Annotated in this window: 26 protein-coding genes; 20 read left to right on the top strand and 6 right to left on the bottom strand. The window is 61.8% G+C overall.

The annotated features are described in order from the left end of the window. Positions 1-3 precede the first annotated feature (3 nt). The 3 genes from KQ659_RS13575 to KQ659_RS13585 all read right to left on the bottom strand — a co-directional run bounded on the left by KQ659_RS13575 (position 4) and on the right by KQ659_RS13585 (position 3,101). Positions 4-1,116 carry an IS4 family transposase gene (locus KQ659_RS13575; RefSeq protein ID WP_216688119.1) on the bottom strand — a complete coding sequence of 371 codons (1,113 nt, stop codon included), beginning with the start codon at positions 1,114-1,116 and terminating at the stop codon, positions 4-6. A 279-nt stretch (positions 1,117-1,395) separates the two neighbouring features. Continuing rightward, positions 1,396-2,496 (bottom strand): redox-regulated ATPase YchF, encoded by a 1,101-nt coding sequence (ychF, locus tag KQ659_RS13580; protein ID WP_216680563.1) that lies wholly within the window; start codon positions 2,494-2,496, stop codon positions 1,396-1,398. 236 nt (positions 2,497-2,732) lie between these two features. Further along, complete coding sequence (locus KQ659_RS13585; RefSeq protein WP_216680562.1) at positions 2,733-3,101, bottom strand: DUF3276 family protein; 369 nt, start codon at positions 3,099-3,101, stop codon at positions 2,733-2,735. A 276-nt stretch (positions 3,102-3,377) separates the two neighbouring features. Here KQ659_RS13585 and KQ659_RS13590 point away from each other — a divergent pair, with 276 nt between their 5' ends. From KQ659_RS13590 to KQ659_RS13605, 4 genes are all read left to right on the top strand, one after another. After that, a complete protein-coding gene (locus KQ659_RS13590) occupies positions 3,378-4,295 on the top strand; it encodes a DUF58 domain-containing protein (RefSeq protein ID WP_216680561.1) in 918 nt (305 codons plus the stop codon). 147 nt (positions 4,296-4,442) lie between these two features. After that, positions 4,443-4,655 (top strand): hypothetical protein, encoded by a 213-nt coding sequence (locus tag KQ659_RS13595; protein WP_168673283.1) that lies wholly within the window; start codon positions 4,443-4,445, stop codon positions 4,653-4,655. A 66-nt stretch (positions 4,656-4,721) separates the two neighbouring features. Beyond that, positions 4,722-5,180: a hypothetical protein gene (locus tag KQ659_RS13600; protein ID WP_216680560.1), complete on the top strand. Its 459-nt coding sequence runs from the start codon at positions 4,722-4,724 to the stop codon at positions 5,178-5,180. Between the two features lie 75 nt (positions 5,181-5,255). Further along, entirely contained in the window at positions 5,256-5,429 is a 174-nt protein-coding gene (locus KQ659_RS13605) for a hypothetical protein (RefSeq protein ID WP_216680559.1), read from the top strand. 203 nt (positions 5,430-5,632) lie between these two features. Here KQ659_RS13605 and KQ659_RS13610 read toward each other — a convergent pair whose 3' ends face one another. The 3 genes from KQ659_RS13610 to KQ659_RS13620 form a co-directional block, all read right to left on the bottom strand. Beyond that, entirely contained in the window at positions 5,633-6,268 is a 636-nt protein-coding gene (locus tag KQ659_RS13610) for a helix-turn-helix domain-containing protein (RefSeq protein WP_216688401.1), read from the bottom strand. After that, the gene (locus KQ659_RS13615) at positions 6,268-6,645 is read right to left on the bottom strand and encodes a cupredoxin domain-containing protein (protein WP_168673442.1); all 378 of its coding nucleotides are present in this window, start codon (positions 6,643-6,645) and stop codon (positions 6,268-6,270) included. Before KQ659_RS13615 ends, KQ659_RS13610 begins: the two co-directional genes overlap by 1 nt. 100 nt (positions 6,646-6,745) lie before the next feature. Next, positions 6,746-9,007, bottom strand: coding sequence for a heavy metal translocating P-type ATPase (locus KQ659_RS13620; RefSeq protein ID WP_216688400.1), 2,262 nt, complete (start codon positions 9,005-9,007; stop codon positions 6,746-6,748). 425 nt (positions 9,008-9,432) lie between these two features. Between KQ659_RS13620 and KQ659_RS13625 the strand changes: the two genes are divergently transcribed. The 16 genes from KQ659_RS13625 (at position 9,433) to KQ659_RS13700 (ending at position 26,182) form a co-directional block, all read left to right on the top strand. Next, the gene (locus tag KQ659_RS13625) at positions 9,433-9,900 is read left to right on the top strand and encodes a hypothetical protein (RefSeq protein WP_216688399.1); all 468 of its coding nucleotides are present in this window, start codon (positions 9,433-9,435) and stop codon (positions 9,898-9,900) included. Between the two features lie 204 nt (positions 9,901-10,104). After that, positions 10,105-10,749, top strand: coding sequence for a helix-turn-helix transcriptional regulator (locus KQ659_RS13630; protein WP_216688398.1), 645 nt, complete (start codon positions 10,105-10,107; stop codon positions 10,747-10,749). A 62-nt stretch (positions 10,750-10,811) separates the two neighbouring features. Further along, positions 10,812-11,147, top strand: coding sequence for a four-helix bundle copper-binding protein (locus KQ659_RS13635; RefSeq protein ID WP_216688397.1), 336 nt, complete (start codon positions 10,812-10,814; stop codon positions 11,145-11,147). A gap of 275 nt (positions 11,148-11,422) precedes the next feature. Continuing rightward, on the top strand, positions 11,423-13,861 hold the full coding sequence (locus tag KQ659_RS13640; protein WP_216688396.1) for a multicopper oxidase domain-containing protein: 2,439 nt from the start codon (positions 11,423-11,425) through the stop codon (positions 13,859-13,861). A gap of 134 nt (positions 13,862-13,995) precedes the next feature. Continuing rightward, positions 13,996-14,205 carry a heavy-metal-associated domain-containing protein gene (locus KQ659_RS13645; protein WP_216680552.1) on the top strand — a complete coding sequence of 70 codons (210 nt, stop codon included), beginning with the start codon at positions 13,996-13,998 and terminating at the stop codon, positions 14,203-14,205. A 280-nt stretch (positions 14,206-14,485) separates the two neighbouring features. Further along, positions 14,486-14,875, top strand: coding sequence for a DUF6799 domain-containing protein (locus KQ659_RS13650; protein ID WP_216688395.1), 390 nt, complete (start codon positions 14,486-14,488; stop codon positions 14,873-14,875). Positions 14,876-14,970: 95 nt separating this feature from the next. Further along, positions 14,971-15,594: a transporter gene (locus KQ659_RS13655; protein ID WP_216688394.1), complete on the top strand. Its 624-nt coding sequence runs from the start codon at positions 14,971-14,973 to the stop codon at positions 15,592-15,594. Between the two features lie 54 nt (positions 15,595-15,648). Continuing rightward, positions 15,649-16,170, top strand: a complete 522-nt coding sequence (locus tag KQ659_RS13660; RefSeq protein ID WP_216680549.1) for a hypothetical protein — start codon at positions 15,649-15,651, stop codon at positions 16,168-16,170. A 58-nt stretch (positions 16,171-16,228) separates the two neighbouring features. Continuing rightward, positions 16,229-16,585, top strand: a complete 357-nt coding sequence (locus KQ659_RS13665; RefSeq protein WP_216680548.1) for a hypothetical protein — start codon at positions 16,229-16,231, stop codon at positions 16,583-16,585. A gap of 206 nt (positions 16,586-16,791) precedes the next feature. Next, positions 16,792-17,640, top strand: coding sequence for a formate/nitrite transporter family protein (locus KQ659_RS13670; protein ID WP_216680547.1), 849 nt, complete (start codon positions 16,792-16,794; stop codon positions 17,638-17,640). Between the two features lie 264 nt (positions 17,641-17,904). Beyond that, entirely contained in the window at positions 17,905-18,294 is a 390-nt protein-coding gene (locus tag KQ659_RS22140; RefSeq protein WP_408610781.1) for an HYC_CC_PP family protein, read from the top strand. A 225-nt stretch (positions 18,295-18,519) separates the two neighbouring features. Next, positions 18,520-19,866, top strand: coding sequence for an efflux RND transporter permease subunit (locus tag KQ659_RS13680; RefSeq protein WP_226929979.1), 1,347 nt, complete (start codon positions 18,520-18,522; stop codon positions 19,864-19,866). A 108-nt stretch (positions 19,867-19,974) separates the two neighbouring features. Continuing rightward, on the top strand, positions 19,975-21,867 hold the full coding sequence (locus KQ659_RS13685) for an efflux RND transporter permease subunit (protein WP_216680545.1): 1,893 nt from the start codon (positions 19,975-19,977) through the stop codon (positions 21,865-21,867). A 203-nt stretch (positions 21,868-22,070) separates the two neighbouring features. Beyond that, complete coding sequence (locus KQ659_RS13690) at positions 22,071-23,318, top strand: TolC family protein (RefSeq protein ID WP_216688393.1); 1,248 nt, start codon at positions 22,071-22,073, stop codon at positions 23,316-23,318. After that, complete coding sequence (locus tag KQ659_RS13695) at positions 23,296-24,717, top strand: efflux RND transporter periplasmic adaptor subunit (RefSeq protein ID WP_216688392.1); 1,422 nt, start codon at positions 23,296-23,298, stop codon at positions 24,715-24,717. The genes KQ659_RS13690 and KQ659_RS13695 overlap by 23 nt, the downstream gene beginning before the upstream one ends. Continuing rightward, positions 24,710-26,182, top strand: coding sequence for an efflux RND transporter periplasmic adaptor subunit (locus KQ659_RS13700; RefSeq protein ID WP_216688391.1), 1,473 nt, complete (start codon positions 24,710-24,712; stop codon positions 26,180-26,182). Before KQ659_RS13695 ends, KQ659_RS13700 begins: the two co-directional genes overlap by 8 nt. The last annotated feature ends 60 nt before the right edge of the window (positions 26,183-26,242 follow it).

The raw sequence follows: 26,242 nt of genomic DNA on the forward strand, positions 1-26,242 counted from the left end.
ACTCTACCCTACTATTTTTAGTAATTGATTTTTAGCAAGTTGCCTCGTAATCCAGTTCAGTAGCGTTTCAACCAAGCGGGCCAATGGGTCCTCGGGCAGGGTCAGCGGGCGGGCGAGTTGGCGGAGCAGATTGAGGCCGTGGCGGCTCAGGCTGGCGGCCCGGTAGCCGTGGTTTTTGCGGGCAATGGGCTGGCGGCCGCCGTGGGCGGCCGCGCCCACGCCCAGACAAAACGCGTAGGCCAGGCTGACCAGGGCCACGAGCTTGCGCAGCTTTTGGAAACAGCGCAAGTGGGTGGCTTCCAGGTTAAAGCCCCGCCCTTTCAGATTTTGAAAGCATTGCTCAATCGTCCAGCGCTTGGCATAGAGTTGCTCGAGGTGGTTCAGGCCGGCCGTGGCAAACAGGAAGACAAACGCGTCCGCCGCCACGGCCTTGACCCAGACCTGCCCCCAGACTCCGTCGACCTGCACGTGGGCGAAGCGGCGCACCTGCCCCGGCACCAGGCCCAGGTCGGCCACGGCCTGCCGCCGGCCGTCGGCGTGGGTCAGGCAGTGGTGCTTGGGCAGGCGCATGACAAAATTAAGCCCATTGTCTTTGAGCCACTTGAACCACGCATGGCCGACAAATTCCCGGTCGCCCACGACCAGGCCGATGCGGTCTTTGCCCAGCAAGGCCAGGCACTTTTCGAGCACCGCGATGCGGTCGGCGGCGTTGGAGTTGCCGCTGCGGTTGTCGAGCAGGTGCCAATAAAGGGGCACGTGGACCTCGCCCGTGCCGACGGTGACGAGCAGGATGTTCACTTGGCACTGGCCGAAGTCCCACTCCGTGCGGTCGAGGCATAAGCGCAGCTTGCCCTGCGCAGGCAACAAACTCAGTAAAATCCTGGCCACCAGTACGTAATTGAGGTCTACTTCGCGGAAAAAGTCCTGAATGCGCGTTTCGTTCGAGGCGGGCTTGGCCGCGTCATTGAGGTGCTGGGCCACCTCGCCGAATTGCACGTTGCGGCTCTTTATCAGGCCAAGAATAAACTGGCCCACAAACTTTTGGCGGGACAAGTGGCCCACAAACGGGGCCTGCTGCAAAAGCGTCGTAATTTTAGCGGCGAAGTGTTGCTTCACGGGGCAGAACGGGTTTTTGGTGGTGTCGTAACCCCAAAGGTCGGGCTGCCCCGTTTTTGTACCTGAAAAATAGTAGGGTAGAGTAGGCAAATAGACCACGAATTAGCTCGGATTTTAGCGGATTTCACGGATTTTGTAGCCGATTATTATCCATCATCCGACGGCCAGCATGGTCATCAGAAAAAATAAAAAGGCTTGCCTACTGGCAAGCCTTTTTTGCTGATTTTCAACGTCCACAAAATCCGTGAAATCCGCTAAAATCCGAGCTAATTCGTGGTCTTAGACGTTGAAGCGGAAGTGCATGATGTCACCATCCTGCACCACATACTCCTTGCCTTCCACAGCCATTTTTCCGGCTTCCTTGATTTTTACTTCCGTCTTATACTCCTGATAATCGGGCAGCTTGATAACCTCGGCGCGGATGAAGCCTTTCTCGAAATCGGAGTGAATGACGCCGGCGGCGGCGGGCGCTTTGTCGCCGCGATGGATAGTCCAGGCGCGCACTTCCTGCACGCCGGCAGTGAAGTAGGTAATCAGGTTCAGCAGCTCGTAGCTGGCGCGGATGAGCTTGTTCAGGCCCGACTCGGTGAGGCCATACTCGCCCAGGAACATTTCTTTTTCCTCGGGGTCCTCCATGTCGGCAATCTGCTCCTCGATGGCGGCCGATACCAGCACTACCTGGGCACCTTCGGCCTTCACGTGCTCGCGCAGGGCGGTTACGTGGTGGTTGCCGTTGCTGGCAATGCTGGCCTCGTCCACGTTGGCCACGTAAATCACGGGCTTGATGGTGAGCAGCTGCAGGTCGGCCACTGCTTCCAGCTCATCGGGGGTGACGCTGAGGGCGCGGGCGTTCTGGCCGGCCTCCAGGGCATCCTTGAAACGCTGAAGCACTGCAACTTCCTTCTTGGCCACAGCATCGCCGGCTTTGGCGCTGCGCTCCGATTTCACCAGCTTCTTGTCGACGCTTTCCAGGTCCTTGAGCTGCAGCTCGGTGTCGATAACATCCTTATCAAAAACCGGGTCGACGCCGCCGGCTACGTGCACGATGTTGGGGTCGTCGAAGCAGCGCACCACGTGGATAATGGCGTCTACCTCGCGAATGTTGGCCAGGAATTTATTGCCCAGGCCTTCGCCCTTGCTGGCACCCTTCACGAGGCCGGCAATGTCGACAAACTCGATGATGGTGGGCAGCACGCGCTTGGGGTTCACGAGGGCTTCCAGAATCTGGAGGCGCTCATCGGGCACGGTGATAACGCCCACGTTGGGCTCGATGGTGCAGAACGGGTAGTTGGCCGATTCGGCCTTGGCGTTCGAAAGCGCGTTGAAAAGGGTGGATTTACCGACGTTCGGCAAGCCGACGATACCGCAGCGGAGGCCCATTTTTTGGAATTATAAATTATGAATTATCAATTATGAATTGGGGGCAATTCGGCTGCAAAGGTACGGCTTGCGGTAACGCAAAACGGCGCAGCCAGACGAAAGTCTGATTACGCCGTTTTGGGGGCATCTGTCATGCAGCGCGCAGCGGAGCATCTTTACCTCGATACTAACTCCTGTCGATTGGTTTACTATTGAGGTAAAGATGCTTCGCTGCGCGCTGCATGACGGGCAAAGCCCTAGAAGCTGTCGTCGCTGCGGTTGGGGTCGAAGGCGGGGCGCTCCACCTCGCGGCGGGGCTGGTCGCGGTCGTCGTACTCGCGGGGGCGGTCGAGCTCGGCCACTTCCTCGGGGCTCAGCAGTTCTTCGCGCACATAGTCCACGGCGTCCTGCAGGGCATCCACGAACTTTAGGAAATCTTCCTTGTAGAGGAAAATTTTGTGCTTTTCGTACGAAACGGAGTCGTCGCCGTTCTGGCGGCGCTTGCTCTCGGTGATGGTCAGGTAGTAATCCTGGCCGCGGGTGGCTTTCACGTCGAAGAAATACGTGCGCTTGCCGGCTTTAATGCGTTGAGAATAAATTTCTTCCTGGTCGTGACGGTCGTCCACGGCGTTGGGTTGGGGGTATGGGTGGGAAATAGAAACGGTCGGTTGGTTGAAAGGCCTAACTTACGAAAGTTGTAGCAAAGATAAACGGCGGGGGTAGCGTTGGTGTTGAAGGCAGGAACGGTGCTCGCGGTGGGGGCGAAGAAGAAGAACGTCATGCTGAGCGCAGCCGAAACATCTCGCGTGCCACCACTAATCAACACGATTTAATAACTGCTGCACGCGAGATGCTTCGGCTGCGCTCAGCATGACGTTCTTTACAACAACAAAATTCACCCCATGCCCCTCGACCTCGCCGCCATCCGCTCCTTCGAGAACCTTGAGTTTCTGGCCCGCCAGCTCGTGGATGGGTTCATTACCGGCCTGCACCAGTCGCCCTACCACGGGTTTTCGGTGGAGTTTTCGGAGCACCGCCTGTATAACCCCGGCGAGAGCACGCGCCACATCGACTGGAAGGTTTTTGCCCGCACCGACAAGCTTTTCGTGAAGCGCTACGAGGAAGAAACCAACCTGCGGGCGCATATTCTGCTCGATGTGAGCCCCAGCATGTACTACCCCGCGCCGGGCTTCGACAAGCTGAAATTCAGCATTCTGGCGGCCGCCGCGCTCACCACGCTGCTCACCCGCCAGCGCGATGCCGTGGGCCTCGTCACCTTCGCCGACGCCATTGAGCTGCAAACGCCGGTGCGCTCCACCAGCACCCACCGACACACGCTGCTGCTGGCGCTGCAACAGCTGCTGGAGCGCCCGCCCGGGCCCAAAACCGGCCGGGGCACCGACGTGGCCGGCACCATTCACGCCATTGCCCGGCAGATTCCGAAACGCTCGCTCGTCATCCTGTTCAGCGACATGCTGGGGCGCGGCGCAGAAGAGCAGGAAACGGCCCTGGCCGCCCTGCAGCACCTCAAGCACCAGCACCACGAGGTGCTGCTGTTCCACATTCTCGACCGGGCTACCGAAGCGGATTTCGAATTTTCCGAGCGGCCTTATATTTTTGAAGACGTGGAAACCGGCCTCGAAATCAAGCTCCAGCCTTCGCAGGTGAAAGAGCAATACCAAGCGGCCATGACGGCCTATGAGCAGGAGCTGGCCCTGCGCTGCGGCCAGCTCCGCATCGATTTCGTACCCGTGGACGTGCGCGAGCCGTTCGAAAAAGTACTCTATGCTTACCTGGTGAAGCGCGGCAAGGTGCGGTAAAGCACTGGTAGCACATGCTTCGGCGTGTGCGTATTCGCGCGGCATCGTGCAACGTGGCACACGCTACGGCGTGTGCTACAACCAAAGCTGCTACCGCCGCCGCCGTAGCTTTGGCTTCTCTTTCAGCTTGCCTCTTGCCTGTTTATCGTGTTTTTACTGCGCCTACTGCTCATTTTTGGGGTTTCGCTGCTCGTCTTCGCGCCCATCACCGGCTACATTGCCTATAACTACGGCCGCTCGTTCTGGCGGTGGTTTGGACTGGGGCTGCTGTTGCCGTTTGTCTCGGTATTTATCGCGCTGTTTATGGCCATGCGCGAGCGGGCGGCCGAAGAGCGGGCGAGCCGGCCACCACGCCCGTAAGCACCTCCCACGTACCTTTACCAACCCGGCCACCGGGGTAATTTTGCTACTCTTTTTCACCTCATCATGTACCAAACCCTTCTCGTTCTGCACTCCTGGTCCCGCTGGTTCGTGCTCATCTTCGGTGCCATTGCCGTGTACCGTGCCTACGTGGGCTACTCCGGCCGCCGCCCCTACCTCAGCGCCGACAACGGCATGAGTGCCGCTTTCTCGGGCTTTATATGGTTGCAGGTACTCATCGGCTTTGGACTGTACTTCGGCCTCAGCCCCTGGGGCCTGAACGCCATGAAGCAGGCCGGCGCCATGAAAGACCCCACCGCCCGCTTTTTCGGCATGGAGCACGTTGCCATAATGATTCTGGCCGCCATTGTGGCCCAGGTAGGCCGCATCGTTGTGAAGAAAACCGCCGACAGCACCCAGAAGCACCGTAAGTCCCTGCTCTACTACGGCGTGGCGCTGCTGCTCGTGCTGCTCATGATTCCGTGGGGCATCTGGAATCCGGCCCGGCCCTTGTTTCGGTTTTAAGTCTTAATTTTGAAGCGCTACGTATATGCCGTAGCGACCTCGCTATACTGCCCGATTCAACTTGTTGCTCCGCCCGTGATTAACGCGCCGAAACGTACCTATTCCGTCGAAGATTTCTCGGAGCTAATCAATTCCCGCCTTCAGCAGCTGGAAGACACCCGGGAAGCCCGGCAGCGCTATGGCTCCCTGCTGGCCGTGCTGCGCCAGCAGGTCGACTCCTACCGCATGCGGCGGGCGGGCGGCAAATAGCCCGGTTCCAATCCTTCAGCAATTCAAAAGTCTTTCCGCTACGTAGCGGGAAGGCTTTTTTGTGTCGATGCGGCCCGGCCGGACTACCCAGTAGTCAGTTATCAGCAATCGGTAGTCAGACAGGAATCAATTGACTGATTTTTTAGATATATGAAGTCTGATTACTGACTACCTACTCAAAGAACGGCATCCAGATTTTCGGCTCAAATCAGCGAATCCAGGCTGCGGCGGGCGGCAGAGGCCGGACCCAGCTTCTGGAATTCGGTGGGCGTGAGGCCCGTCACCTGCCGGAATTGCCGCGAGAGGTGCGCCGGGCTGCTGTAGCCCAGCTGCCGGGCCACTTCGGCCACGGACAGCTCGCCGTAGCCAATCAGCTCCTTGGCCCGTTCCACCTTCTGGCGGATGGTGAATTTCTCAATCGTGAGACCTTCGGAAGCGGAGAACAAGTGAGAAAGGTAGTGGTAATCCTTCTCCAGGTGCTCCACTAGGTAATCCGAATAGTTGAGCAGGCGGGGGCCGGGCGGCGGGTAGTGAATCAGGGCCACCAGCAGGGTTTTGATGCGGTCCACGAGTTGGTCGCGCGGGTCTTCCAGCAGCTCAAATCCGGCCTTATGCAAGCTGGTCCGGATGGCGGACCAGTTGGGAGCCGCGCCGTCGGGCGTCGATACGTCGGCCTCGCCCAGGGCCACGCGGTGCACCTGCAGGCCCAGGGCTGCCAGGTCTTCGCCCACCACCCGGATGCACTGGGGGCAAACCATGTTCTTAATCAATAGCCGGTGCGAGCCGGGCGGCGGCAGCACATGAGCAATGCCAACGTCGGCTTTTAAGGGGTGCGGCATTATTTCACCACCAAACTGCCGCGCAGCATGCCCATGCCGCAGGTGAACGGGAAGGTGCCGGCCTTTTCGGGCAGCAGCTCCACCAGCGTTGTTTTGAAGGCCGGCAGGTCGCGGCGAATGCTGAAATCGGGCATCAGCAGCTCTTCCGAGCAACTGTTTTCCTCGTCGCGGTAGAAGCTCAGCTGCACGGGTTTACCGCGTTCCACCTCGATGATGTCGGGCGAATAACCGCCTTTCACCGTGATGTCCACTTCCTGCACGCCGCTGGATGAGGAAACGGCGCTGGCCGTCTGGCGGGCCGAGAAGAAGAAGTACCACAGCACGAAGGCCGCTAAGCCCAGGCCGACGATGGTGACGATTATGGCGGTTGTGTCCATGGTTTTAAGCTGTTAGCTATCAGCTGCTAGCTGCTAGCTTTTGTTGTGACTATTTGGGGAAATGCTGTCAGCTGTCAGCTAACAGCCAGCAGCTAATAGCTTAGCCTTTAAAGGAGCGCAGCCTCAGCGAATTGGTGAGCACCGAAACCGAGCTGAGCGCCATGGCCGCCGCCGCCAGCATGGGCGAGAGCAGGATGCCGAAGAAGGGATACAGCAGTCCGGCCGCCACGGGAATGCCCAGCGTGTTGTACACGAAGGCGAAAAACAGGTTCTGCTTGATGGTGCGGATGGTCTGGCGGCTCAGCTCGATGGCCGTGACCACGCCGTGCAGGTCGGAGCGCATGAGCGTGATGCCGGCCGCTTCCATTGCCACGTCGGTACCCGAGCCGATGGCCAGGCCGATGTCGGCCTGGGCCAGCGCGGGCGCGTCGTTAATGCCGTCGCCCACCATGGCCACGATGCGGCCCTCGGCCTGCAGTTCCTTCACCTTGCCGGCTTTGTCGGCCGGCAGCACTTCGGCGAAGTAGCGGGTGATGCCCACCTGGCCGGCCACCTGGGCGGCGGTCTGGGGGTTATCGCCCGTCATCATCACCACCTCAATGCCCAGGGCCTGCAGCTCTTTGATGGCGGCGATGGAGGTATCGCGCACGGTATCGGCCACGCCCAGCAGGGCTACGGCCTGCCCGGCCACGGCCACGTAGAGCACGGTTTTAGCCTGGCCCAGCAGCTGCTCGGCCTGGGCGGTGAGCTCGGGCGAAAGGGTGATGCCCTCGTCAGCCAGCAGGCGGCGGTTACCGATGAACACGACCTGGCCGTCGACGGTGGCGGTGGCGCCTTTACCCTCCACGGCCCGGAATCCATTGTTGGTCAGGCTACTGCTACCCTGGACATCGGCGTAGCGCACCACGGCTTCGGCCAGCGGGTGCTCGCTCTGGCGCTCCACGGCGGCCACCAGCTGCAGCAGGCGCGGGCCGTCCTGACCGGGGGCCAGGAAGTCGGTCACGGCGGGTTCACCCTTGGTTATGGTGCCGGTTTTGTCGAGCAGCACGGTATTCACCTGGTAGGCTTTTTCCAGGGCTTCGGCGTTGCGAATCAGTACGCCGTACTCAGCGCCCTTGCCGGTGCTCACCATGATGGCCGTGGGCGTGGCCAGGCCCAGCGCGCAGGGGCAGGCAATGATGAGCACGGCCACGAAGTTGACCAATGCCAGCGGAAGACGCGTGTCCACCGGGGCCAGGTCAAACCAAATCACGAACGTGAGAATGGAAATAATGACCACCGTGGGCACGAAAATGGAGCTGACCTTGTCGGCCAGCCGCTGAATGGGGGCGCGGCTGCCCTGAGCGTCTTCCACCAGCTTCACAATTTGCGAAAGCATGGTATCGGCCCCGACTTTGGTTACTTCAAAGCGAAAGGAGCCAGTTTTATTGAGCGTGGCCCCGAACACCGGGTCGCCGGTTTTCTTTTCCACGGGCAGGCTTTCGCCGGTTAGCATGGCTTCATCGAGCGAGGATTGGCCTTCGGTGATGCGGCCGTCGGTGGCTACTTTTTCGCCGGGGCGCACCACCACGATGTCGCCGAGCTGCACCTGCTCGATGGGCACATCTACTTCCGCGCCGCCGGGCCGCACCACGCGGGCGGTTTTGGCTTGCAGGCCGATGAGGCTGCGCATGGCGGCCGAGGTCTGCGTTTTGGCGCGCAGCTCCATCACCTTGCCCAGCAGAATCAGGGCAATGATGGTGGCCGTGGTGTCGTAGTACACCTCGGGCATGAGGCCCCGGCTGGTGAAAAAGCCGGGCACCACGGTGGCCGCCAGGCTATAGAGAAAGGCCGCGCCGGTGCCCACGGCAATGAGCGTATCCATATTGGCCGACCGGTGCTTGAAGCCATTCCAGGCCGAGACGTAGAACTCGCGCCCGCTGTAGGCCAGCACGGGCAGCGTGAGCAGCAGCAGCACGTAGTTGAGCCACTGCACGTTGATTCGCGCCATCATCGCGGGCCAGAGCATCAGCATGCTCAGCGGCATGATGACGACGACCAGACCCACGGCCACCCAAAAGCGGCGCTTGAGCTTCTGGTAAGCCAGGGCTTTCTGGCGGTCGATTTCGGCGCTGCGCTCGGCGGCGCTGGTATCGGGGGCGCGCTCCAGCACCCCGTAGCCGGCATTCACGACGGCTTCCTTGAGGGTGGCGGGGCTGGCCTGGCCGGGCAGGTAGTGTACGGTGGCTTTCTCGGTGGCGAAATTGACCATCGCGCTCTGCACGCCGGGGGCCCGGCTCAGCGATTTTTCCACGGCCGATGCGCAGGAGGCGCAGGTCATGCCTTCGATGTCGAGGGTTTCAGTTTTGGTAGTTGGTTCCATAGAAATGCAGGTTATTAGGCAGTTGCCGGGCATAGCTAATCGGCGGAGAAAGCCCACAGTCCCCTTACAAAGGAACGGCGTTCCCGCAGGGAAGTTGGTACTGAATACCGCCGCAGAATTGCATAATTTGACGGATGGCATTGCCGGTTGAGGTTAATTGCCTCCCGGTATATCCACCGTCGCCCGTCCATACGAGCTTGATAAAATCCGGCTTCGCACTTACATAATCCTGCCAACGAATTATGTTTGACAATGACTGATTATACCAGTATAATGACCTCAAATAGGCATAAACCCCGCCTTTCCCTGTGGTTTGTAGCCGCTCGGAGCAGAGGGTGAACCCCTTTAACTGCACTGTGATTGGAAAACCAAGGTGACTCTTTCCAACAGATAAACCTATTTTTACGATTGACTGGTCCCTTTTTATGTTCCTTAACCTGTTTTCCTTCCGCCGTTTGCTGGCGACGAGCTTCCTGCTCGTCTTCGTCAACGTGTTTGTGGGGCAGTGCTGGTGCGCTACGGTAAACCCGGGAGTGGTGGCTCCGCACCCGGCGGAGCTGGCGCACCACGAAAAGCCCGCGCATCCGGGCTGCCATGGGCACGGGGCCCAGGCGGAACTCCACGGCCGGCACAAGGGGCATTCGTCGAAGTCGACCACCAGCCACGACTGCTGTAAGGACAAGTCGGCTTCGCTGCTTTCGTCGCTGATGACGCCTGCTCAGAAGCAGCTGATGATGCCCGCCTTGGCCCTGTTGCCGGCCGCTATGGCGTTTCACTTCCGGCCCCAGGCCGGCCAGTGGGTCCGCACCGCAGCGGTTACGCTGGTGCCGCCCGGGCACCTAAAACCCAAAATCCTTGACACCCGCATTTTTATCCAGCCGCTAACTGTCTGATTCTTCCGACGCGCTAAGGCTCGCGCCGGCATAGCTACGCTGTGTCCGGGGCGGGCCTTTTCGTTTGCTCGCCGGTGTGGCCTGGCCATGTCATATCCCCTCATTTTCCTGGTTTTTCCGGCCCGTCCAATGCCCGTGCAGTTGCGGTAAGCCCCGATGCGCCTCGCCGACAGGAGTCCGTGCCGCTTTTTTCTAAAAACACTTATGTCTCTCGACCACTCCCTTACGCCCGATAATGCCGGTTGCATGCTCTATATCAAGCATATGGTTTGCCCGCGTGGCATTCGCGTAGTGCGGCAGGAGCTGGAAAATCTGGGCCTGCGGGTGCTCGACGTGCGGTTGGGAGCCGCCACCGTGGCTGACGCGGGGGAGCAACTGGACTGGGTCCGCATCCGGGAAGTGCTGGCCGCGGCGGGCTTTGCCCTGCTGGAAAATCCGCAGCACGTACTGGCCGCGCAGGTGAAGCAGCTGGTCGACGAGCTGTTGCGCCGCCCCGTTATGCTCCGACACCGCGACTTCATTCCTGCCCTGGCGCAGGAGGTGGGCCTGAGTGTGCGGCAGCTGCACGGCCTGTTTGCCCAGCTGCCCGGCCCCGAAAGCCTGCTCAGCTACGTCACAGGGCAGCGGCTGGCCTACGCCCGGGAACTGCTGCTGACCTCCCGGCGTGATATCGGGCGCATTGCTCGGCAGCTGGGCTACGGTAGCCTGTCGCACTTCTCGGCCCAGTTCCGGCGATTTGCGCAGTGCGCTCCCTCGGCCTACCGCCAGCGGGAGGCAACCCGGCCCCGGACCGAAGCGGCAACACCAAATGATGCAATCCCCAGGTTTATTGATGCAAAACCAAGCTGAGCAGGATGAGTATAGGAGAGGGTAGCTCAAGCCAATCTCATTCACTTATAGCCCCTTCCCCCATGCATGCTCAAAACCAATCCCTGCTCGACGCCCTCAACGCCTGTATCGCCGCCTGCGAGCATTGCGCCTCGGCCTGCCTCGAGGAAGAAGACGTAAAAATGATAGTCCGCTGCATCAGCATCGACCGCGACTGCGCCGATATCTGCGCTATCACGGCCCGTTTCGTAGCTCGCGGCTCGGAACATGCTGCGCATTTGCTGAAAGAGTGCGCCGAAATCTGCAAAGCCTGCGGCGACGAGTGCGAGAAGCACAGTGCCCGCATGCAGCACTGCAAGGAGTGCGCCGAGGCCTGCCGTCGCTGCGAGCAAGCCTGCCGCACCGGCATGGCCGCCTAGCTGCTGCCGCTTCTTCGGTATTAGCAGAGCCCGGCCATTCAGTGACCGAGCTCTCTGTCATTTTTACGGTGCGGTAGTTCCTGGCCTGCCAAGGGCCACGCGCGGCGAGGCACCTGGCAGGAGCCTCCGTCCGCTACCCGTTACTAGCCTCTCCCCGCTCCAACTATCTCCAGGCTGAAGATGCGGGGTATTCCGCTTCGGCAAGCTCAACAGAACCAATTCGAGCCTGACCTCCGCGCTGCCCCACGCGGTACGGGCATTTCAACAATCCCTACATGAGAGTTTACTCCTTATTCCTTTTTTCGCTACTACTGCTGCTGCTCACGGTCCGGCCGGCCCGGGCCCAGATGGATACGGCCGTTTATCACCTCACCATTCGGCAGGAGCAGGTGAGCAAGGCCGGCAAAACCATGCAGGGCATGACCGTCAACGGCGGGATTCCCGGCCCTACTATTCGGTTCAAGGAGGGCGGCTACGCGGTTATCTACGTCAAGAATGAAATGAACGTGGAAACGTCGGTGCACTGGCACGGGCTGCTGGTCCCCAATTTTTACGACGGGGTGCCCTACCTCAACACGCCGCCCATCAAGCCGGGGCAGGAGCTGAAATATGAGTTTCCGCTTAAGCAGGCCGGCACCTACTGGTACCACTCGCATACCCTGCTGCAGGAGCAAAGCGGCGTGTATGGCTCCATCGTCATCGAGCCCAAGCACGAGCGCCTCACCTACGACAAGGAGCTGGTGCTCGTGCTCTCGGACTGGACCAACCAGCAGCCGAAGAATGTGCTGCGTTACCTCAAACGGGGCACCGAGTGGTATAACATTGCCAAGGGGACGGCCACGCCGCTCAACCGCGTGATTGCCCGCGGGGCCTTCGGGGCGCAGCTCAACTTCTGGAAGCAGCGCATGGAGGGCTTCGGCATTGCCGACGTGTACTACAACGCCTTCCTGGTAAACGGCCAGCCGGTGCAGGAGTACCCCGATTTTAAGCCCGGCGAAAGGGTGCGCCTGCGCATCATCAACGGAGGAACCTCGACGCAGTTCTGGCTGACGTTTGGGGGCGAGGACCCGCTGCTGGTGGCCGCCGACGGGCAGGACGTGGTGCCCGTGAAACACAACAAAACCTTCATTGCCATTGCCGAAACCTACGATTTCCTGGTCACGATTCCGGCCAGCGGCAAGCTCGAATTTCGGGCCATGGCGCAGGACGGCTCCGGTACCGCGTCGGCCTTCCTGGGCACGGGCCCGGTGCTGGCCGCCCCGGTGCTGCCCCGCCCCGATAAAATTGCGCTCATGCAGCAGATGGCCAAAATGGACATGCGCATGGGCGCACCCGCCCTCAAGTTTCGGCCCCACCACGTCGACCCCGAGCAGATGAAAGCCAACTGGGGCATGCAGATGGGCAAGAAAGGGAAAGATGGAAAAATGGGCGGCATGAACATGGGCACCGATAAGCCCATGGCCGGAAAGGAAATGGGCGGCATGAACATGGGCGGCAACGACCAGAAGGCCGGCATGAGAATGAACGACCAGCCTGCACCACCCAAGCCCGCCATGGCCGGCATGCCGATGGACGGCATGAAAATGCCCGCTGACACGGCCCACGCCGGGATGAAGATGGGCGCCGATAAGCCGATGGCCGGCATGGCCATGGGCGGCATGGATATGTTCGCCGAGTACAACTACGACTACCTGCGGTCCGTGCAAAAAACGGCCTACGCCGATACCGTGCCCGTGCGCGAAATCCTGCTCAACCTCACCGGCAACATGAAGCGCTACATCTGGAGCATGAACGGCGTACCACTGTCGTCGGCCGATGAAATCCCGATTCGGGGCAACCAGATTACCCGCATCACCTACAACAACCTGACGATGATGCACCACCCCATGCACCTGCACGGGCACTTTTTTCGGGTCATCAACGAAAACGGCGACTACTCGCCCCTGAAGCACACCGTGAACGTGCCACCCATGAAGCAGGTCACCATCGAGGTGCTGGGCAACGAGTCGGGCGACTGGTTTCTGCACTGCCACGTCCTCTACCACCTAATGAGCGGCATGGGCCGCGTGGTGAGCTACAACACGCCCCGCGACCCGCGGATGCAGGGTTACCCGAAGAGCACGCTGGTGCACGAAACCAACCGCTACTACACCTGGGGCCTGCTCGGCGTGGCCTCGCACATGGGCAACCTGAACCTGGTGTCGTCCAACATCCGCAACCAGTTCAACCTGAGCGTGGAGAACGGCTGGAACCGCAACATGGAATCGGAGGCCACCTACGAGCGCTACCTCTACGACTACTTCCGCGTGTTCGGGGGTGTGAACGTGGAGAACGCCCGGCAGCAGCAGCCCGCCCCGCTTACCGAGCCAGGGGCCGGGGGCCGCATGGTCACCAAAACCACCACCACCGCCGTGGTCGGCGTCCGCTTCCTGACGCCCTACCTGTTCAGCCTCGATGCCCGCATCGACAACCAGCTGCGGCCCCGCCTGAGCCTGGGCCGGGCCATTATGGTGATGCCGCGGCTACTCGTGTCCGGCTATTATGAGTACCAGGCCGACTTCGGCTGGGTGAACAAGCTGGACAACAACCGCCGCTTTGCCAAAGAAGTCGTGTGGCGCAGCGGGGCCGAATACCTGCTCTCGCGCAACTTCTCGCTGATGGGCAGCTACGACAGCCGCTTCGGTGGCGGTGGCGGCCTGAACCTGCGGTTTTAAGCCCCAACCACACGCAGGCGCCGCGTAATCATGCAAGCCGGGGGCGCAATTCTGCACCCCTTTGGTAGCACCAAGCGGCCGCTTTCTGCGTTTTATTCACACGGACCACCGGTGGTCCCTTAGCGCTAATCAACATGAAAACGCTCCAATTCAAAACCAACATCAACTGCGGCGGCTGCATCAAATCCGTGACGCCCACCCTCAACCAAGAAGCCGGCGCTGGCAATTGGCAGGTCGATACCGCCAACCCCGACAAGATTCTTACGGTCACCTCCGATAAGCTCACGGCCGAGCAGGTGGTGCAGGCTGTGGAGAAGGCCGGTTTCCGGATTCAGGCGGCCTAAGGCTTGGCCTCATGCTTAAAAACGCCCGGTATTGCCGGGCGTTTTTGGTTGGCGGCGGTACCGTCCCTGCATCACTGTTGAGCATTCGTAATCCAGACAGCTGGCCTCATGAAGCATGACAAAGCTCATGCATTGGGGCCGCATCTGTCATGGCCTTGCTTCCAGCTCCGGCAGACCTTTGCTGGCGCTGTTTCGCGCCGGCTTCACCTCCGGCACAGGTGGCCCGGTTGCCCGGTCCCTTACCCATAATAGGCTTACCAACAATCATTCCCCCCCTCTAATGAAAAAGCTCTCCTATCTCCTGAGCGCCCTCTTATTCGCTGGCCTGACCAGTACATCTCAGGCCCAGACGACCCCGAAGGCCGCCCACCATGCCCATTCCGCCACCAAGTCGATGGCTAAGGACGGCTGTATGATGAAAGACGGCAAAATGATGATGATGAAAGGCGGCAAGATGATGCCCATGACCGCCGACATGACCATGGCCGATGGTACCATGTGCATGACCGATGGCACCTGCAAGATGATGGATGGCACCACCATGAAGATGAAAGACGGCCAGTGCATGATGATGGACGGCAAGATGAAATCGATGGACGAGATGAAGAAGTCCGGTATAATGAAAGACGGAAAAATGAAAGGCGGGAAGATGGACAACATGAAAATGTAAGCGCCCCGCCCCGCCATCACAACCGGACCGGGTGCAGGAAGAGGCCGCCAGATTTGGCGGGCCACCCGTTACTACCCGTACTCCAGTCAGCGCCCATGCGCTACCAGCGCGGCCGGCAGGGCGACAACCTGGTGCAGTACACGCCCACCCTCGAATTGGGCATTTTCCGCAATACCCAGCTGGCCGTGTCCGTGCCCATCTACTCCGGCAACGGCGACCGGGCGGGCAGCGGCAACGTGCAGGTTGGGGGCCTCTACAAATTCAACACCGAAGGCAAGTTCCTGCCCGCCGTGGCCCTTGCCGGCGCCCTCACGCTGCCCACCGGCCTGCGCAGCGAAGGCACCGACTACAACGGCCGCTTCATCCTCACCAAAAGTCTGTTCGGCACCCTCAACCGCCTGCATCTCAACGTGGCCTACTTCCACAACAGCCAGCCCGGCGTGCAGGCCGAAGCCGGCCAGCTGAAAGAGGAGCGTCTTGACCGCTACGCGTTGCTGGTGGGCTACTCCACACGCATCGCGCCGCAGCCGTCGCTGGTCGTGGATTTCGATTTCGTGCGCGAGCAGCGCCGCTTCCGGGGCGAAATGGGGTCGTCGCTGGAAGCTGGCATTCGCCGCCAGATGAACCCGCGGCTCGTCCTCAGCCTCGGCGCAGCGGCCGGGCTGGGTACCGATGCCGACAAGTTTACGGCCACCTTGGACTTCCAGCACGCGTTCTAATCATGGGTGGCCGATTGAAGGGCGATTATTCAGCTTAATCCTTTTATTTTTAGCATGAACCTTACCCGTCAATCCCTGCTGCTGTGGTGGGGCCTCACCGTTACAGTGGCCTACCTGCTCACCGAATACTTTGGTCATACCCTGGAACATGGGCACGATGCCGTGCTCTGGACCTGGGCCGGGGCTATGCTCATACCCGTGGTTATGTCGCTGCTGCTGGGCAGCCGGGCCAACGCCCTGGTCTGGGTGTGGGCCGGGGCCACAGTCCTGGCCGTGGTCGAAAACTTCTGGGTTCACGCCGCCGAAGCCAAGGCGCTGATGCCCTTTAGCTTTCATACGCTGTGGTTCCTGTTTGGCGCGGCGGGCTTTGCCTACACGGCCGCCGTGGCGGAGGGCAGCGCCCGCAAGCGGCTGTACGCAGGGGCCGCGCTGCTCAACCTTGTTGGGGCCGGGCTGCTGCTCGTTAATCACGATTTTCTAAAAGGGTATCAGTTCATTCTGCTGGCCCTGATTCAGGGAGTACCCATGCTGCTGGACGTGCCGTTGCGGCGGCAGCACGAAGCGCAGGCAGGGTAGTGGCCTGGTCGGGTTGGGTTTTCCTGCGTAGTTCTTACTTACTCCTTTCTTCTCGCTGATGGCGAACCGACTCATCTACGCTCCCGACCTACTGGCTTCCCTGCGCTGGTACGTTGACGTGCTTGACCTGCCGGCCGAGGCCGTGCAGGCGGAGCCCCCAGCGCTTCGGCTGCCCGGCTCCGATACGCTGGTGTTTTCCGAACAGGCCCGGCCGGGGGCGCACGTACTTCCGGTGGCGTCGGTTGCCGCCGCCCGGCAGCAGTTTAAGTACCGCCCGTTGGTGCCGGGCGAAAACAAGGGGCGAATAGTGGCCGCCGGCCCGGGCCACCTCTCCCTGATTGACCCGGCCAACAACCAGCTCACGCTCCAGGAGCGGGGCAACGGTGAACTACTTCCTGAGTTTATAGTCTGTTAGTTAAGATGTTAGACTTGTCCCTCAATAAGAAATCGGTGGTTTTCCAAGCCATATTTATCGCCAGAAACGAGGGCTGCTCAAAGAATCCAAGGATACAAGCTTGGCCAAACCAAAAAGACTATTCAGGCATCATAATCGGCTAAAATCTTTGACCATTTCTTATTCAGGAACAAGTCTATTCTCTTCCTGCTAACCCGTTTATTCCCATGGAGCAATCCCTACCCACCACCAGCCAACCAACAACCCCTCAAGAAGAGCATAAGGAGGCTAAAGAGCGTAGTGCGCCGTCCAGCAAAATCATCCACGAAGCCATTCTAAGAGAAGGACATGAGGAATTGGCCCGCACGTCGGGCGCGCTGTTCTGGTCGGGGCTGGCCGCAGGCCTGTCGATGGGCCTGTCGATGATAGCTCAGGGGGTGATGACACATTACCTGCCTGATTCGCCCTGGCGCCCGCTGGTGGCTAGCCTGGGCTACAGTCTGGGCTTCCTGGTTGTGGTACTGGGGCGGCAGCAGCTGTTCACTGAAAACACGCTCACCCCGATTCTGCCGCTGCTGGAACGGCCTACCTGGCGCAACCTGCGGAACGTGCTGCGGCTGTGGGGCGTGGTGCTGGTGGCCAACTTGCTGGGCTGCCTGGCCCTGGCCCTGGTCGTAGAGAATACCGGCACGTTCGAGCCCGCTATCCGGGCCGAGTTTACCCACATGGGGCACGAGGTGCTGGCTCCTAGCTTCGGCATTGTGATGATACGCGGCATTTTTGCCGGCTGGATGATTGCCCTGATGGTGTGGATATTGCCTTTTGCCGGCACGGGCCGCATCTGGGTGATTATCCTTATCACGTACGTCGTAGGCATCTGCCACTTCAGCCACGTCATTGCCGGGACAATAGAGGTGTTCACGTTGGCCGCGACGGGTGAGGTATCCTGGGGGCAAGCACTGGTCGGCTTCACGGTGCCGGCGCTGCTGGGCAATATTCTGGGCGGGGTGCTGCTGGTAGCCGGCCTCAACCACGCGCAGGTAGTCGCCAATGAACCCAAAGGCAACGCTGCTTAATAGCCAGGACAGGCTATCTGAGCACGACTATTTCAAACGGATGCAACTTGCTCCTGGCCCGACTGAAAAGGGAGCGGGCGGCGCAGTAAGAAGCTGGCACCGGCTGGTGGACCTTTCTGCGCAAGCGTCATAGCCAGTGGATTGTGCCGGGGGATGTTTACAAATTATGCAACTTTCTGAACCGAATTCTGTAAATCCCTCCCCGGCCGGCTTCCGTACCTTTGGGGACGGCAACTTATCCCGCAAATTCGCTGTTTTACTGTCTTGAAGCGCCTCCTCAGTCTGTTCCTACTTGTAAGCTACCTGCTGTCCAGCCCTGGGTTGGTGTACAGCATGCACTTCTGTGGGTCAGCGGTAACTGGGGTATCAATGGCCTTGCCAGCACATTCTTGCTGCTGCACGCTGCCTAAAAAGCCCACCGGCTGCTGCCACGACCAAAAGCTGAGTAGCACCCTCAAAGATGTGAAGCTTACTACCGCGCAGCTCAAGCTGCCGGTGCTCGTGGCGGTGCCGGCGCCGCCCGCGTTGCGTCTGGCCTACCGCCTGCCGGCCCCCACCTACCCGGCCGATGCGCCGGCCACGCCGCTGCGGGCCACTGCCGCCCCGCCGCCCGCCTGCCCTGCTTACGTGCGGGGCCACGCCTTCCTGATTTAGTTTTGGGTGTTGCTTGGTGCCCCCTGCCGTTCGGCCGTGGGGCTTTCGCGCGTACGGCTGTTTTTGAGAACGTCATGCCCATCTGGCGGCTGCGTAGTCGAAGCATCTCTATCGCGTAAGTAAGCAATGCTGGTAACAACGAAGCAGTAGAGATGCTTCGACAAGTTCAGCATGACGTGCTGACGAAATCCTGAACAGCCTCCTCAACTACCAGCTACTAATCAAATGATTGAGCGACTTATTTCCTTATCCCTGCGCAACCGGGGCGTGGTGCTGCTGCTATCGGCCGGGCTGCTGGTGTGGGGTGTTTTCTCCATCCGGGCCAGCAAGATTGACGCGATTCCCGACCTGTCCGAAAACCAGGTGATTGTGTTTACTGAGTGGGCCGGGCGCGGGCCGCAGATTATTGAGGACCAAGTGACTTACCCACTCGTGACCAACCTGCAGGGGCTGGCCCAGGTGAAGGCCGTGCGCGCCGCCTCCATGTTCGGCATGAGTTTCGTGTACGTCATTTTCAACGACAATACCGACATCTACTGGGCCCGCGAGCGGGTGCTGGAGCGCCTCAACTATGCCCAGCGCCTGCTACCGGCCGGCCTCACGCCCACCCTTGGCCCCGATGGCACGGGCGTGGGCCACGTGCTGTGGTACACCCTGAACGCCCCCAAGCTCGACCTGGGCGAGCAGCGCGCCCTGCAGGACTGGTACGTGAAATTCGGCCTGCAAACTGTGCCCGGTGTGAGCGAAGTAGCCAGCTTCGGCGGCTTCCAGCCCGAGTACCAGGTGACCGTGGACCCCACCAAGCTCACCTACTATAATGTGAGCCTGCCGCAGGTGCTGGCGGCCGTGCGCCAGAATAATAACGAGGCCGGCGGGCGCAAATTCGAGCAGGGCGGCACGGGCTACATCATCAAAACCAACGGCTATATCCAGGATGTGGCCACCCTGGAAAACGTGCCGGTACTCACCCGCCCCAACGGCGTGCCCCTGCGCCTACGCGACCTGGGCACGGTGCAGATGACCGGCGAAGCCCGCCTCGGCATCTTCGACCACAACGGCCAGGGCGAGGCCGTGGGCGGCATCGTGGTAATGCGCTACGGCGAAAACGCCGACGAGGTAATCACCCGCGTGAAGGCCAAAATGACCGAGGTAGCCAAGGGCCTGCCCGCCGGCGTGTCGTTCAACATCGTGTACGACCGCAGCGGGCTGATTGAGGAATCAGTGGCCAACATCAAGCACACGCTGCTCGAAGAAATGGCCGTGGTGTCGCTGGTGGTGCTGGTATTTCTCTTCCACTGGCGCAGCGCCCTGAGCATCCTGCTCCAGATTCCGATTACCATCGCCGCGAGCTTCATCCTGCTTAACGCCTTTGATATTTCGTCTAACATCATGTCGCTGACTGGCATCGCCCTGGCCATTGGGGTGATTGTGGACAACGGCATTGTGATGGCCGAGAATGCCTACCGTAACCTGGCCCTGCACCAGGCGGCCGAGGAAGCGGCGGCGGGCGGGCCGCCGGGTATTAATAAGAACGTCATGCCGAGCGCAGCCGAAGCATCTCGCGTGCAGTAGTAATCCAATCGGCGCTACCGGGCGCCTCACCCCCCGGCCCCCTCTCCGAAAAAGAGAGGGGGCCGGGGGGTGAGGCGAACCGTTGAACAATTAAAACTACTCAAACCCATGACCAACGAAGAACGCCTCGCCATTATCGAGAAATCCAGCCAGCAGGTGTCGCGGGGCATTTTCTTCTCCACGATTATCATCGTGGCGTCGTTTCTGCCGGTTTTTCTGCTCACCGGGCAGGAGGGCAAGCTGTTTCATCCGCTGGCCTATACCAAGACGTTTATTCTGCTCATTGATGCCGTGCTGGCCGTGACGCTGGCCCCGGTGCTGCTGTCCTTTTTCATGAAGGGCAAGTTCAAAACCGAGGAGCAAAACCCCATCAACCGGGGGCTGGAGCGGGTGTACGCGCCGCTGATAAACTGGTGCCTGACCTGGCGCAAAACCACCATCGGTATTAACCTGGCGCTGCTGGCCATCAGCATTCCGTTGCTGCTGAGCCTAGGCACCGAGTTTATGCCGCCGCTCGATGAGGGCTCGATTCTGTTCATGCCCATCACCCAGCCCGACGTGTCGAATACCGAGGTGAAGCGCATTTTGCAGGTGCAGGACCGCATCATCATGCAGGTGCCCGAGGTGAAGGGCGTGCTGGGCAAGGCCGGCCGGGCCAGCACCGCTACCGACAACGCCCCGCTGAGCATGATTGAAACCATCATCCAGCTCAAGCCCCGCAGCGAGTGGCGGGCCGGCATGACCAAGGCCAAGCTGATTGAGGAGCTGAACGGCAAGCTGCAAATCCCTGGCGTGGTGAACGGCTGGACCCAGCCCATCATCAACCGCATCAACATGCTGAGCACCGGCATTCGCACCGACGTAGGCGTGAAAGTGTATGGCCAGCAGCTCGATACCATTTACCGGGTATCGCAGCAGGTGCGGGCGGCGCTGAAAGGCGTGCCCGGCGTGGAGGACCTGTACGTGGACCCCATCACGGGCGGCAAGTACCTGCAAATTGACCTCAACCGCCCCCAGCTGGCTCGCTATGGCCTGACGGTGGACCAGGTGAACGAGGTGGTGGAAATGGCCATCGGGGGCGCGCCCGTGGCCAGCACCGTGGAGGGCCGGCGGCGCTTCGCCATCGGCGTGCGCCTGGCCGAGGACTTCCGCAACAGCCTACCCGCGCTGGGCCGCATCCCCATCCAGACCACCGCCTACGGCCCGGTGCCGCTCTCGGCCGTGGCGTCGCTGCGTTTCGAGAACGGCCCGCCCATGATTAACTCCGAAAACGCCCAGCTGCGCGGCGCGGTGCTCTTCAACGTGCGGGGCCGCGACCTGGGCGGCACCGTGAGCGAGGCCATGAAAAAGGTGCAGGCCGTGCAGGGCAAGCTACCTGCCGGCTACTACCTGGAATGGAGCGGGCAGTACGAAAATCTCATCAGCTCGCAGCGCACCCTGCTTTTTATTCTGCCCATCGTGCTGGTAGTGATTTTCGGCTGCCTGTATTTCGCATTCCACTCGGTACGCGAGGCACTGTTGAGCCTGGTTACCATTCCCTTCGCCCTCATCGGTGGGGCCTACATGGTGTATTTCTACGGCGTGCACCTCTCCGTGGCAGTGGCCGTGGGCTTCATTGCCCTGTTCGGGCTGGCTGTGGAAACGGGCGTTATCATGGTCATTTACCTCAACGACGCCATGCAGCAGCTGGTGGCCCGCAAGGGCAATTCGAGCGAGACTATCACGAAGGAAGATTTGCGCGAGGCCGTTTTCCATGGGGCGGCCAAGCGCCTGCGCCCCAAGCTGATGACCGTGTCGGTGGCGCTATTCGGGTTGGTGCCGGTGCTCTGGGCCACGGGCACGGGCTCCGATGTGATGCTGCCCATCGTGCTGCCCATGATTGGGGGCGTATTCACTTCCTCGACCCACATTCTGCTGGTCACGCCGCTGATTTTTCTGATGACCAAGGAATACGAGCTGCGTAAGTTCGGTAAGCTGGACGTGCTGGCGGTGACGCATTAACGACCGTTCAACGGTTCGCCTCACGAGACCCCTCCGGGGCCGGCCCCCTCTCCTTTTCGGAGAGGGGGAGGCAAACGACTAAGAGAGAAATAAAAGAACTAAATGAATACTCAAATACACCCATGCCGCCTCGGCTCCCCCTCTCCTTTTCGGAAAGGGGGCCGGCCCCGGAGGGGTCTCGTGAGGCGTACCGTTGAACGAGCATGAAATACCCCCTGAAACTCCTGCTACTGTTACTCCTGGCCCTCCCGGCCCGCGCCCAGCAGCCCCGGCTGCCGCTCGACTCGGTGCTGCACGCCATCCAGACCCGCAACCCCGCCCTGCGCCAGTACGACGCCCGCGCCCGCGCCAAAGACGCCGCCGTGGCCGGGGCCACCACCTGGGAGCCGCCCAAAATCAGCGCCGGCTACTGGATGACGCCCTACAACCAGCGGCCCATCAAGGAGATGAACAACGGCCAGGGCATGGGCATGCAGATGGTGTCGGTGGAGCAGCAGCTGCCCAACCCGGCCAAGCAGCGCGCCAAACGCGACTACCTGGCCAGCCAGGCCGCCGTGGAGCAGGCCGACCAGACCGCCGGCTTCAACGAGCTGCGCGCCCGGGCCCGCACGCTGTATTACGGCCGGGCAGTGCTGGAAAAGAAGCTGAAAGTGCTGGATGAGAGCGACGTGCTACTCGATTTCCTGCTGAAGATTGCCCAGGCCCGCTACCCGTATAACCAGACTATGCTGGCCAGCATCTACCAGGTGCAGGCCCGGGTGGCCCAGCACGGCAACGACCATGCCCGCCTCTACGGCCAGCTGCGCCAGCACACCATCGGCCTCAACACCCTGATGGCCCGCAACCCCGAAAATGAGTTCGCCGTGGACACCCTGCTGCCGACCTCATTCGCCGGCCCGTACCCCGATACCGCCGCCCTGGCCGCCCGCCGTTCCGACGTGCGCCGCCTCGACCGCACCTTGGCCGTGGTGCGCCTCAGCCAGCAGGTGGAAGCCAGTCGCCGCCGCCCCGATTTTGGGGTGCGCTACGACCACATGAACGGCATCGGCAACACCCCCAACCAGTTTTCGGTGATGGGCATGGTTACGCTGCCCTTCGCGCCGTGGTCGGCCCGCGAGTATAAGGCCAACACCGCCGCCCTGGGCTACGAGGCGCAGGCGGTGCAGCAGCAGCGCGCCAGCCTGCTCAACGACGCGGCCGGCCGCATCACCACCCTGCAATCAGACCTGCGGGTGCAGCGCGAGCAGCTGCTCAACTACGAGCAGGGCGTGCTGCCCGCCCTGCGCAAAACCTACCAGGTCACGCTGCTGGCCTATCAGCAAAACACCGCCCAGCTGCCCGCCGTGGTCGAAGCCCTCGATGCCTGGCTTATGGCCCGCCTGCAGTACCTCGATACCCAGTATGAACTGATGACCCTTCACGTACGCTATGACCAGGAACTTGAGCAATAGCCCCCGCCGCCGCCGCTACTGGCCCGCCCGGCTGCTGGCCCCGCTACTGGCGCTCCTGCTGCTGGCCGGCTGCCACGGCCAGGCCCACGGCCCCGAGTCGCAGGCCCCCGCCCAGCCAGTGACCAGCTCGGCGGCCATGCAGTACACCTGCCCCATGCACCCCCAGATTGTGCGCGACGCCCCCGGCCAGTGCCCCATCTGCGGTATGGACCTGGTGCCCAAGGTACTCGACAACGCGGCTGCTGCCGCCGCCGCTCCCACCGATCTGGGCCCGGTGAGCCAAGCTCCCAACGCCGCCGTGCTGGCGGCCGTGGCCACGATACGCCCCGTGGCCGAGGGCGCGGCGGCCGATACCCTCACCCTGCCGGGCGTGGTAGACTACGACCCGCGCCGCAGCCGGGCGGTAGCGGCCCGCTTCGGTGGCCGCATCGAGCAGCTGGCGGTGCGCTTTAACTACCAGCCCGTGCGGCGGGGCCAGAAGCTGCTTGAGCTCTACAGCCCCGAGCTGGTAACGGCCGAGCAGGAGCTGATTTTCGTGCTGGAAAACGACGCTGACAATGCGCCGCTGGTAGCCGGGGCCCGGCAGAAACTGCGCCTGTTGGGCCTCACCGACCAGCAGCTCGCAGCCCTGGCCCGTACCCGTCGGGCCAGCTACCGGGTAGCCATTTTCAGTCCCTACGATGGCTACGTGGTAGAAACCCTGGCCGCCACCGCGCCGGCCAACGGTGCCGCCGCTACCGGAGGCATGAGCGCCAGCCCCGAACCGGGCATGAGTGCCGGCGCGCCCAGCGCTGCGGCGGGTAGTTCGGCTGCCGACCCGGCGCAGCCCCAGTCGCTCACCCTCCGGGAAGGAGCCTACGTGAGCACCGGCCAGACGCTGTTTCAGGTAGTGAATACCGACCAGGTGTGGGGCATATTTCAGCCCACCCCGGCCGAGCTGGGCCGGTTGCGGCCCGGCCAGACGCTGCGCGTGGTGGCCGAAGGCACCAACCTGCCGCCCCGCATCGCGCGACTCGATTTGGTGGAGCCTGAGTTCCGCTCCGAGGCCAGCGTAGCGGCTGTGCGGGTGTACCTGCCCAACCCACAGGGCCGGCTGCGGCGCGGCCAGCGCCTGACCGGGCACCTGGTGCCTACTGCCGTGCCGGCCGGAGCTGGGAGCTTCTGGCTGCCCCGCGCCGCCGTGGTGGACCTGGGTACCCGGCAGGTGGCCTTCGTGCGGCGCGGGGCCACGTTCGTGCCGGTGGCCGTGCAGGTGGGCCAGCGCACCGCCGGCCAGGTTCAGGTGCTGCGCGGCCTCACCGGCTCCGAAGAAGTGGCCACCAATGGCCAGTATCTGATTGATAGTGAAGGCTTCATTCAAACCTCCGCCAACGCTGCTAACCCGCCCGCCCATGACTAAGCTCCTCCCAAAAAAGCCCTGGCAAACCCGCTGGCGGCCGTGGCTGATGCTGCTGCTGGCCGGGCTCCTGCTCGGTGCGTCAGCCTGCCAGAAGGCCAAGCCTGACCCTGAAAAAACTGCTGAGTCAGCGGCCTATTACACCTGCCCGATGCACCCGCAAATCCACGCCGATGAGCCGGGGGACTGCCCCATCTGCCATATGCACCTGGTGGCGGTGCAGCCGCCCGCCGCCCAAAAGAAGCCGGCGGCGGCCTCGGCCATGTACACCTGCCCCATGCACCCGCAGGTGCGCGAAAAGCAGCCCGGCAGCTGCCCCATCTGCGGCATGGACCTCGTGAAGACGTCGAGCCGCCCGGCCATCAGCCAGCTGCCGGATACCGATTTGGCTACCAACGACCTCATCCTCACGGCCCAGCAGCTGGCGCTGGGCAATATCCAGGTGCAGACGTTGGGTTCCGGCCCGGCTTCCACCGCTGGCATCGGTAAAACCGAAATGCCCGCGCCCCAGGCCGTGCTGACCGGCACTGTCACGGCCAATGCCCGGCGCACCGAAAGCATCAGCAGCCGGGTGGCGGGCCGCGTCGAGAGGCTCTACGTGCGCCAGACCGGGCAGCTGCTGCGGCGCGGTGCCCCGCTGTTTGCGGTGTATAGCGAGGAGCTGCAAACCCTGCAGCGCGAATACCTGCTGGCGCTGGCCCAGGACCTGCTGGTGGCCGAGCCCACCTACCGCCACTTCGCCGAAGCCACCGCCCAGAAGCTGCGGCTGCTGGGCGTATCGGGCGCGCAACTGCGGCAGCTGGCCCAAACCGGCAAGCCCAGCCCCCTGGTCACCTACTACAGCCCCCGCACCGGCACGGTGCAAACCCTGGATGTGGTGCAGGGCCAGTACGTGGCCGAGGGCTCTCCCCTCCTCACCCTCACGGACCTGAGCAGCGTGTGGGTGGAAGCGCAGCTCTATCCGGCCGAGGCCAACCGGCTGCCCCTGGGCCAGACGGTGGCCGTGCAGGTAGCTGGCCAGGCCAACCCCGTGCGGGGCAAAGTCGTGTTCCTAAGTCCCGAGCTGAGTGGCAGCAGCCAGCTCACGCTGGCCCGCATCGAGGTGCCCAACTCCGCCGGCCGCCTCCAGCCCGGTGCCCAGGCCAACGTGCTGGTCAACAGCCTTCCATCGGCCTATACTACCCGCCCCGAGGCGTCGGTTGCCGCTGCTGCGGAGACGATGCTTCGCGTGCCGCCGGCCGCCATTATCCACAACGGGGCCGTGAGCTACGTATGGAAGCAAACCGGCGAGCGGCAGTTTCGGCGGGTACGGGTGCGCCTGGGCGAGGGCACGGCCACGGCGGTGCCGGTGCTGGCGGGCCTGCAGGCCGGCGACGCGGTGGTAACCACCGGGGCCTACCTGCTGGAAAGCGAGTTCACCCTGCGCCAGGGAGCCGACGATGACCACATGAGCGGCATGGCGATGTAAGGTCTCAACCAACTACTTCAACCCCGTTTCGGGCTGCGGCTCAGCCCCAATTTTTTCCGT

This window comes from Hymenobacter siberiensis, from assembly GCF_018967865.2.
Taxonomy (GTDB): domain Bacteria; phylum Bacteroidota; class Bacteroidia; order Cytophagales; family Hymenobacteraceae; genus Hymenobacter; species Hymenobacter siberiensis.

Excerpts from the sequence above, each read along its gene's own strand:
- KQ659_RS13680 (WP_226929979.1), top strand. The coding sequence starts at position 18,520 with ATGATTGAGCGACTTATTTCCTTATCCCTGCGCAACCGGGGCGTGGTG.
- KQ659_RS13685 (WP_216680545.1), top strand. The coding sequence starts at position 19,975 with ATGACCAACGAAGAACGCCTCGCCATTATCGAGAAATCCAGCCAGCAG.
- KQ659_RS13690 (WP_216688393.1), top strand. The coding sequence starts at position 22,071 with ATGAAATACCCCCTGAAACTCCTGCTACTGTTACTCCTGGCCCTCCCG.
- KQ659_RS13590 (WP_216680561.1), top strand. The coding sequence starts at position 3,378 with ATGCCCCTCGACCTCGCCGCCATCCGCTCCTTCGAGAACCTTGAGTTT.
- KQ659_RS13600 (WP_216680560.1), top strand. The coding sequence starts at position 4,722 with ATGTACCAAACCCTTCTCGTTCTGCACTCCTGGTCCCGCTGGTTCGTG.
- KQ659_RS13625 (WP_216688399.1), top strand. The coding sequence starts at position 9,433 with ATGTTCCTTAACCTGTTTTCCTTCCGCCGTTTGCTGGCGACGAGCTTC.
- KQ659_RS13645 (WP_216680552.1), top strand. The coding sequence starts at position 13,996 with ATGAAAACGCTCCAATTCAAAACCAACATCAACTGCGGCGGCTGCATC.
- KQ659_RS13630 (WP_216688398.1), top strand. The coding sequence starts at position 10,105 with ATGTCTCTCGACCACTCCCTTACGCCCGATAATGCCGGTTGCATGCTC.
- KQ659_RS13700 (WP_216688391.1), top strand. The coding sequence starts at position 24,710 with ATGACTAAGCTCCTCCCAAAAAAGCCCTGGCAAACCCGCTGGCGGCCG.
- KQ659_RS13610 (WP_216688401.1), bottom strand. The coding sequence starts at position 6,268 with ATGCCGCACCCCTTAAAAGCCGACGTTGGCATTGCTCATGTGCTGCCG.
- ychF (WP_216680563.1), bottom strand. The coding sequence starts at position 2,496 with ATGGGCCTCCGCTGCGGTATCGTCGGCTTGCCGAACGTCGGTAAATCC.
- KQ659_RS13650 (WP_216688395.1), top strand. The coding sequence starts at position 14,486 with ATGAAAAAGCTCTCCTATCTCCTGAGCGCCCTCTTATTCGCTGGCCTG.
- KQ659_RS13695 (WP_216688392.1), top strand. The coding sequence starts at position 23,296 with ATGACCAGGAACTTGAGCAATAGCCCCCGCCGCCGCCGCTACTGGCCC.
- KQ659_RS13670 (WP_216680547.1), top strand. The coding sequence starts at position 16,792 with ATGGAGCAATCCCTACCCACCACCAGCCAACCAACAACCCCTCAAGAA.
- KQ659_RS13635 (WP_216688397.1), top strand. The coding sequence starts at position 10,812 with ATGCATGCTCAAAACCAATCCCTGCTCGACGCCCTCAACGCCTGTATC.
- KQ659_RS13660 (WP_216680549.1), top strand. The coding sequence starts at position 15,649 with ATGAACCTTACCCGTCAATCCCTGCTGCTGTGGTGGGGCCTCACCGTT.
- KQ659_RS13615 (WP_168673442.1), bottom strand. The coding sequence starts at position 6,645 with ATGGACACAACCGCCATAATCGTCACCATCGTCGGCCTGGGCTTAGCG.
- KQ659_RS13665 (WP_216680548.1), top strand. The coding sequence starts at position 16,229 with ATGGCGAACCGACTCATCTACGCTCCCGACCTACTGGCTTCCCTGCGC.
- KQ659_RS13640 (WP_216688396.1), top strand. The coding sequence starts at position 11,423 with ATGAGAGTTTACTCCTTATTCCTTTTTTCGCTACTACTGCTGCTGCTC.
- KQ659_RS13655 (WP_216688394.1), top strand. The coding sequence starts at position 14,971 with ATGCGCTACCAGCGCGGCCGGCAGGGCGACAACCTGGTGCAGTACACG.
- KQ659_RS13620 (WP_216688400.1), bottom strand. The coding sequence starts at position 9,007 with ATGGAACCAACTACCAAAACTGAAACCCTCGACATCGAAGGCATGACC.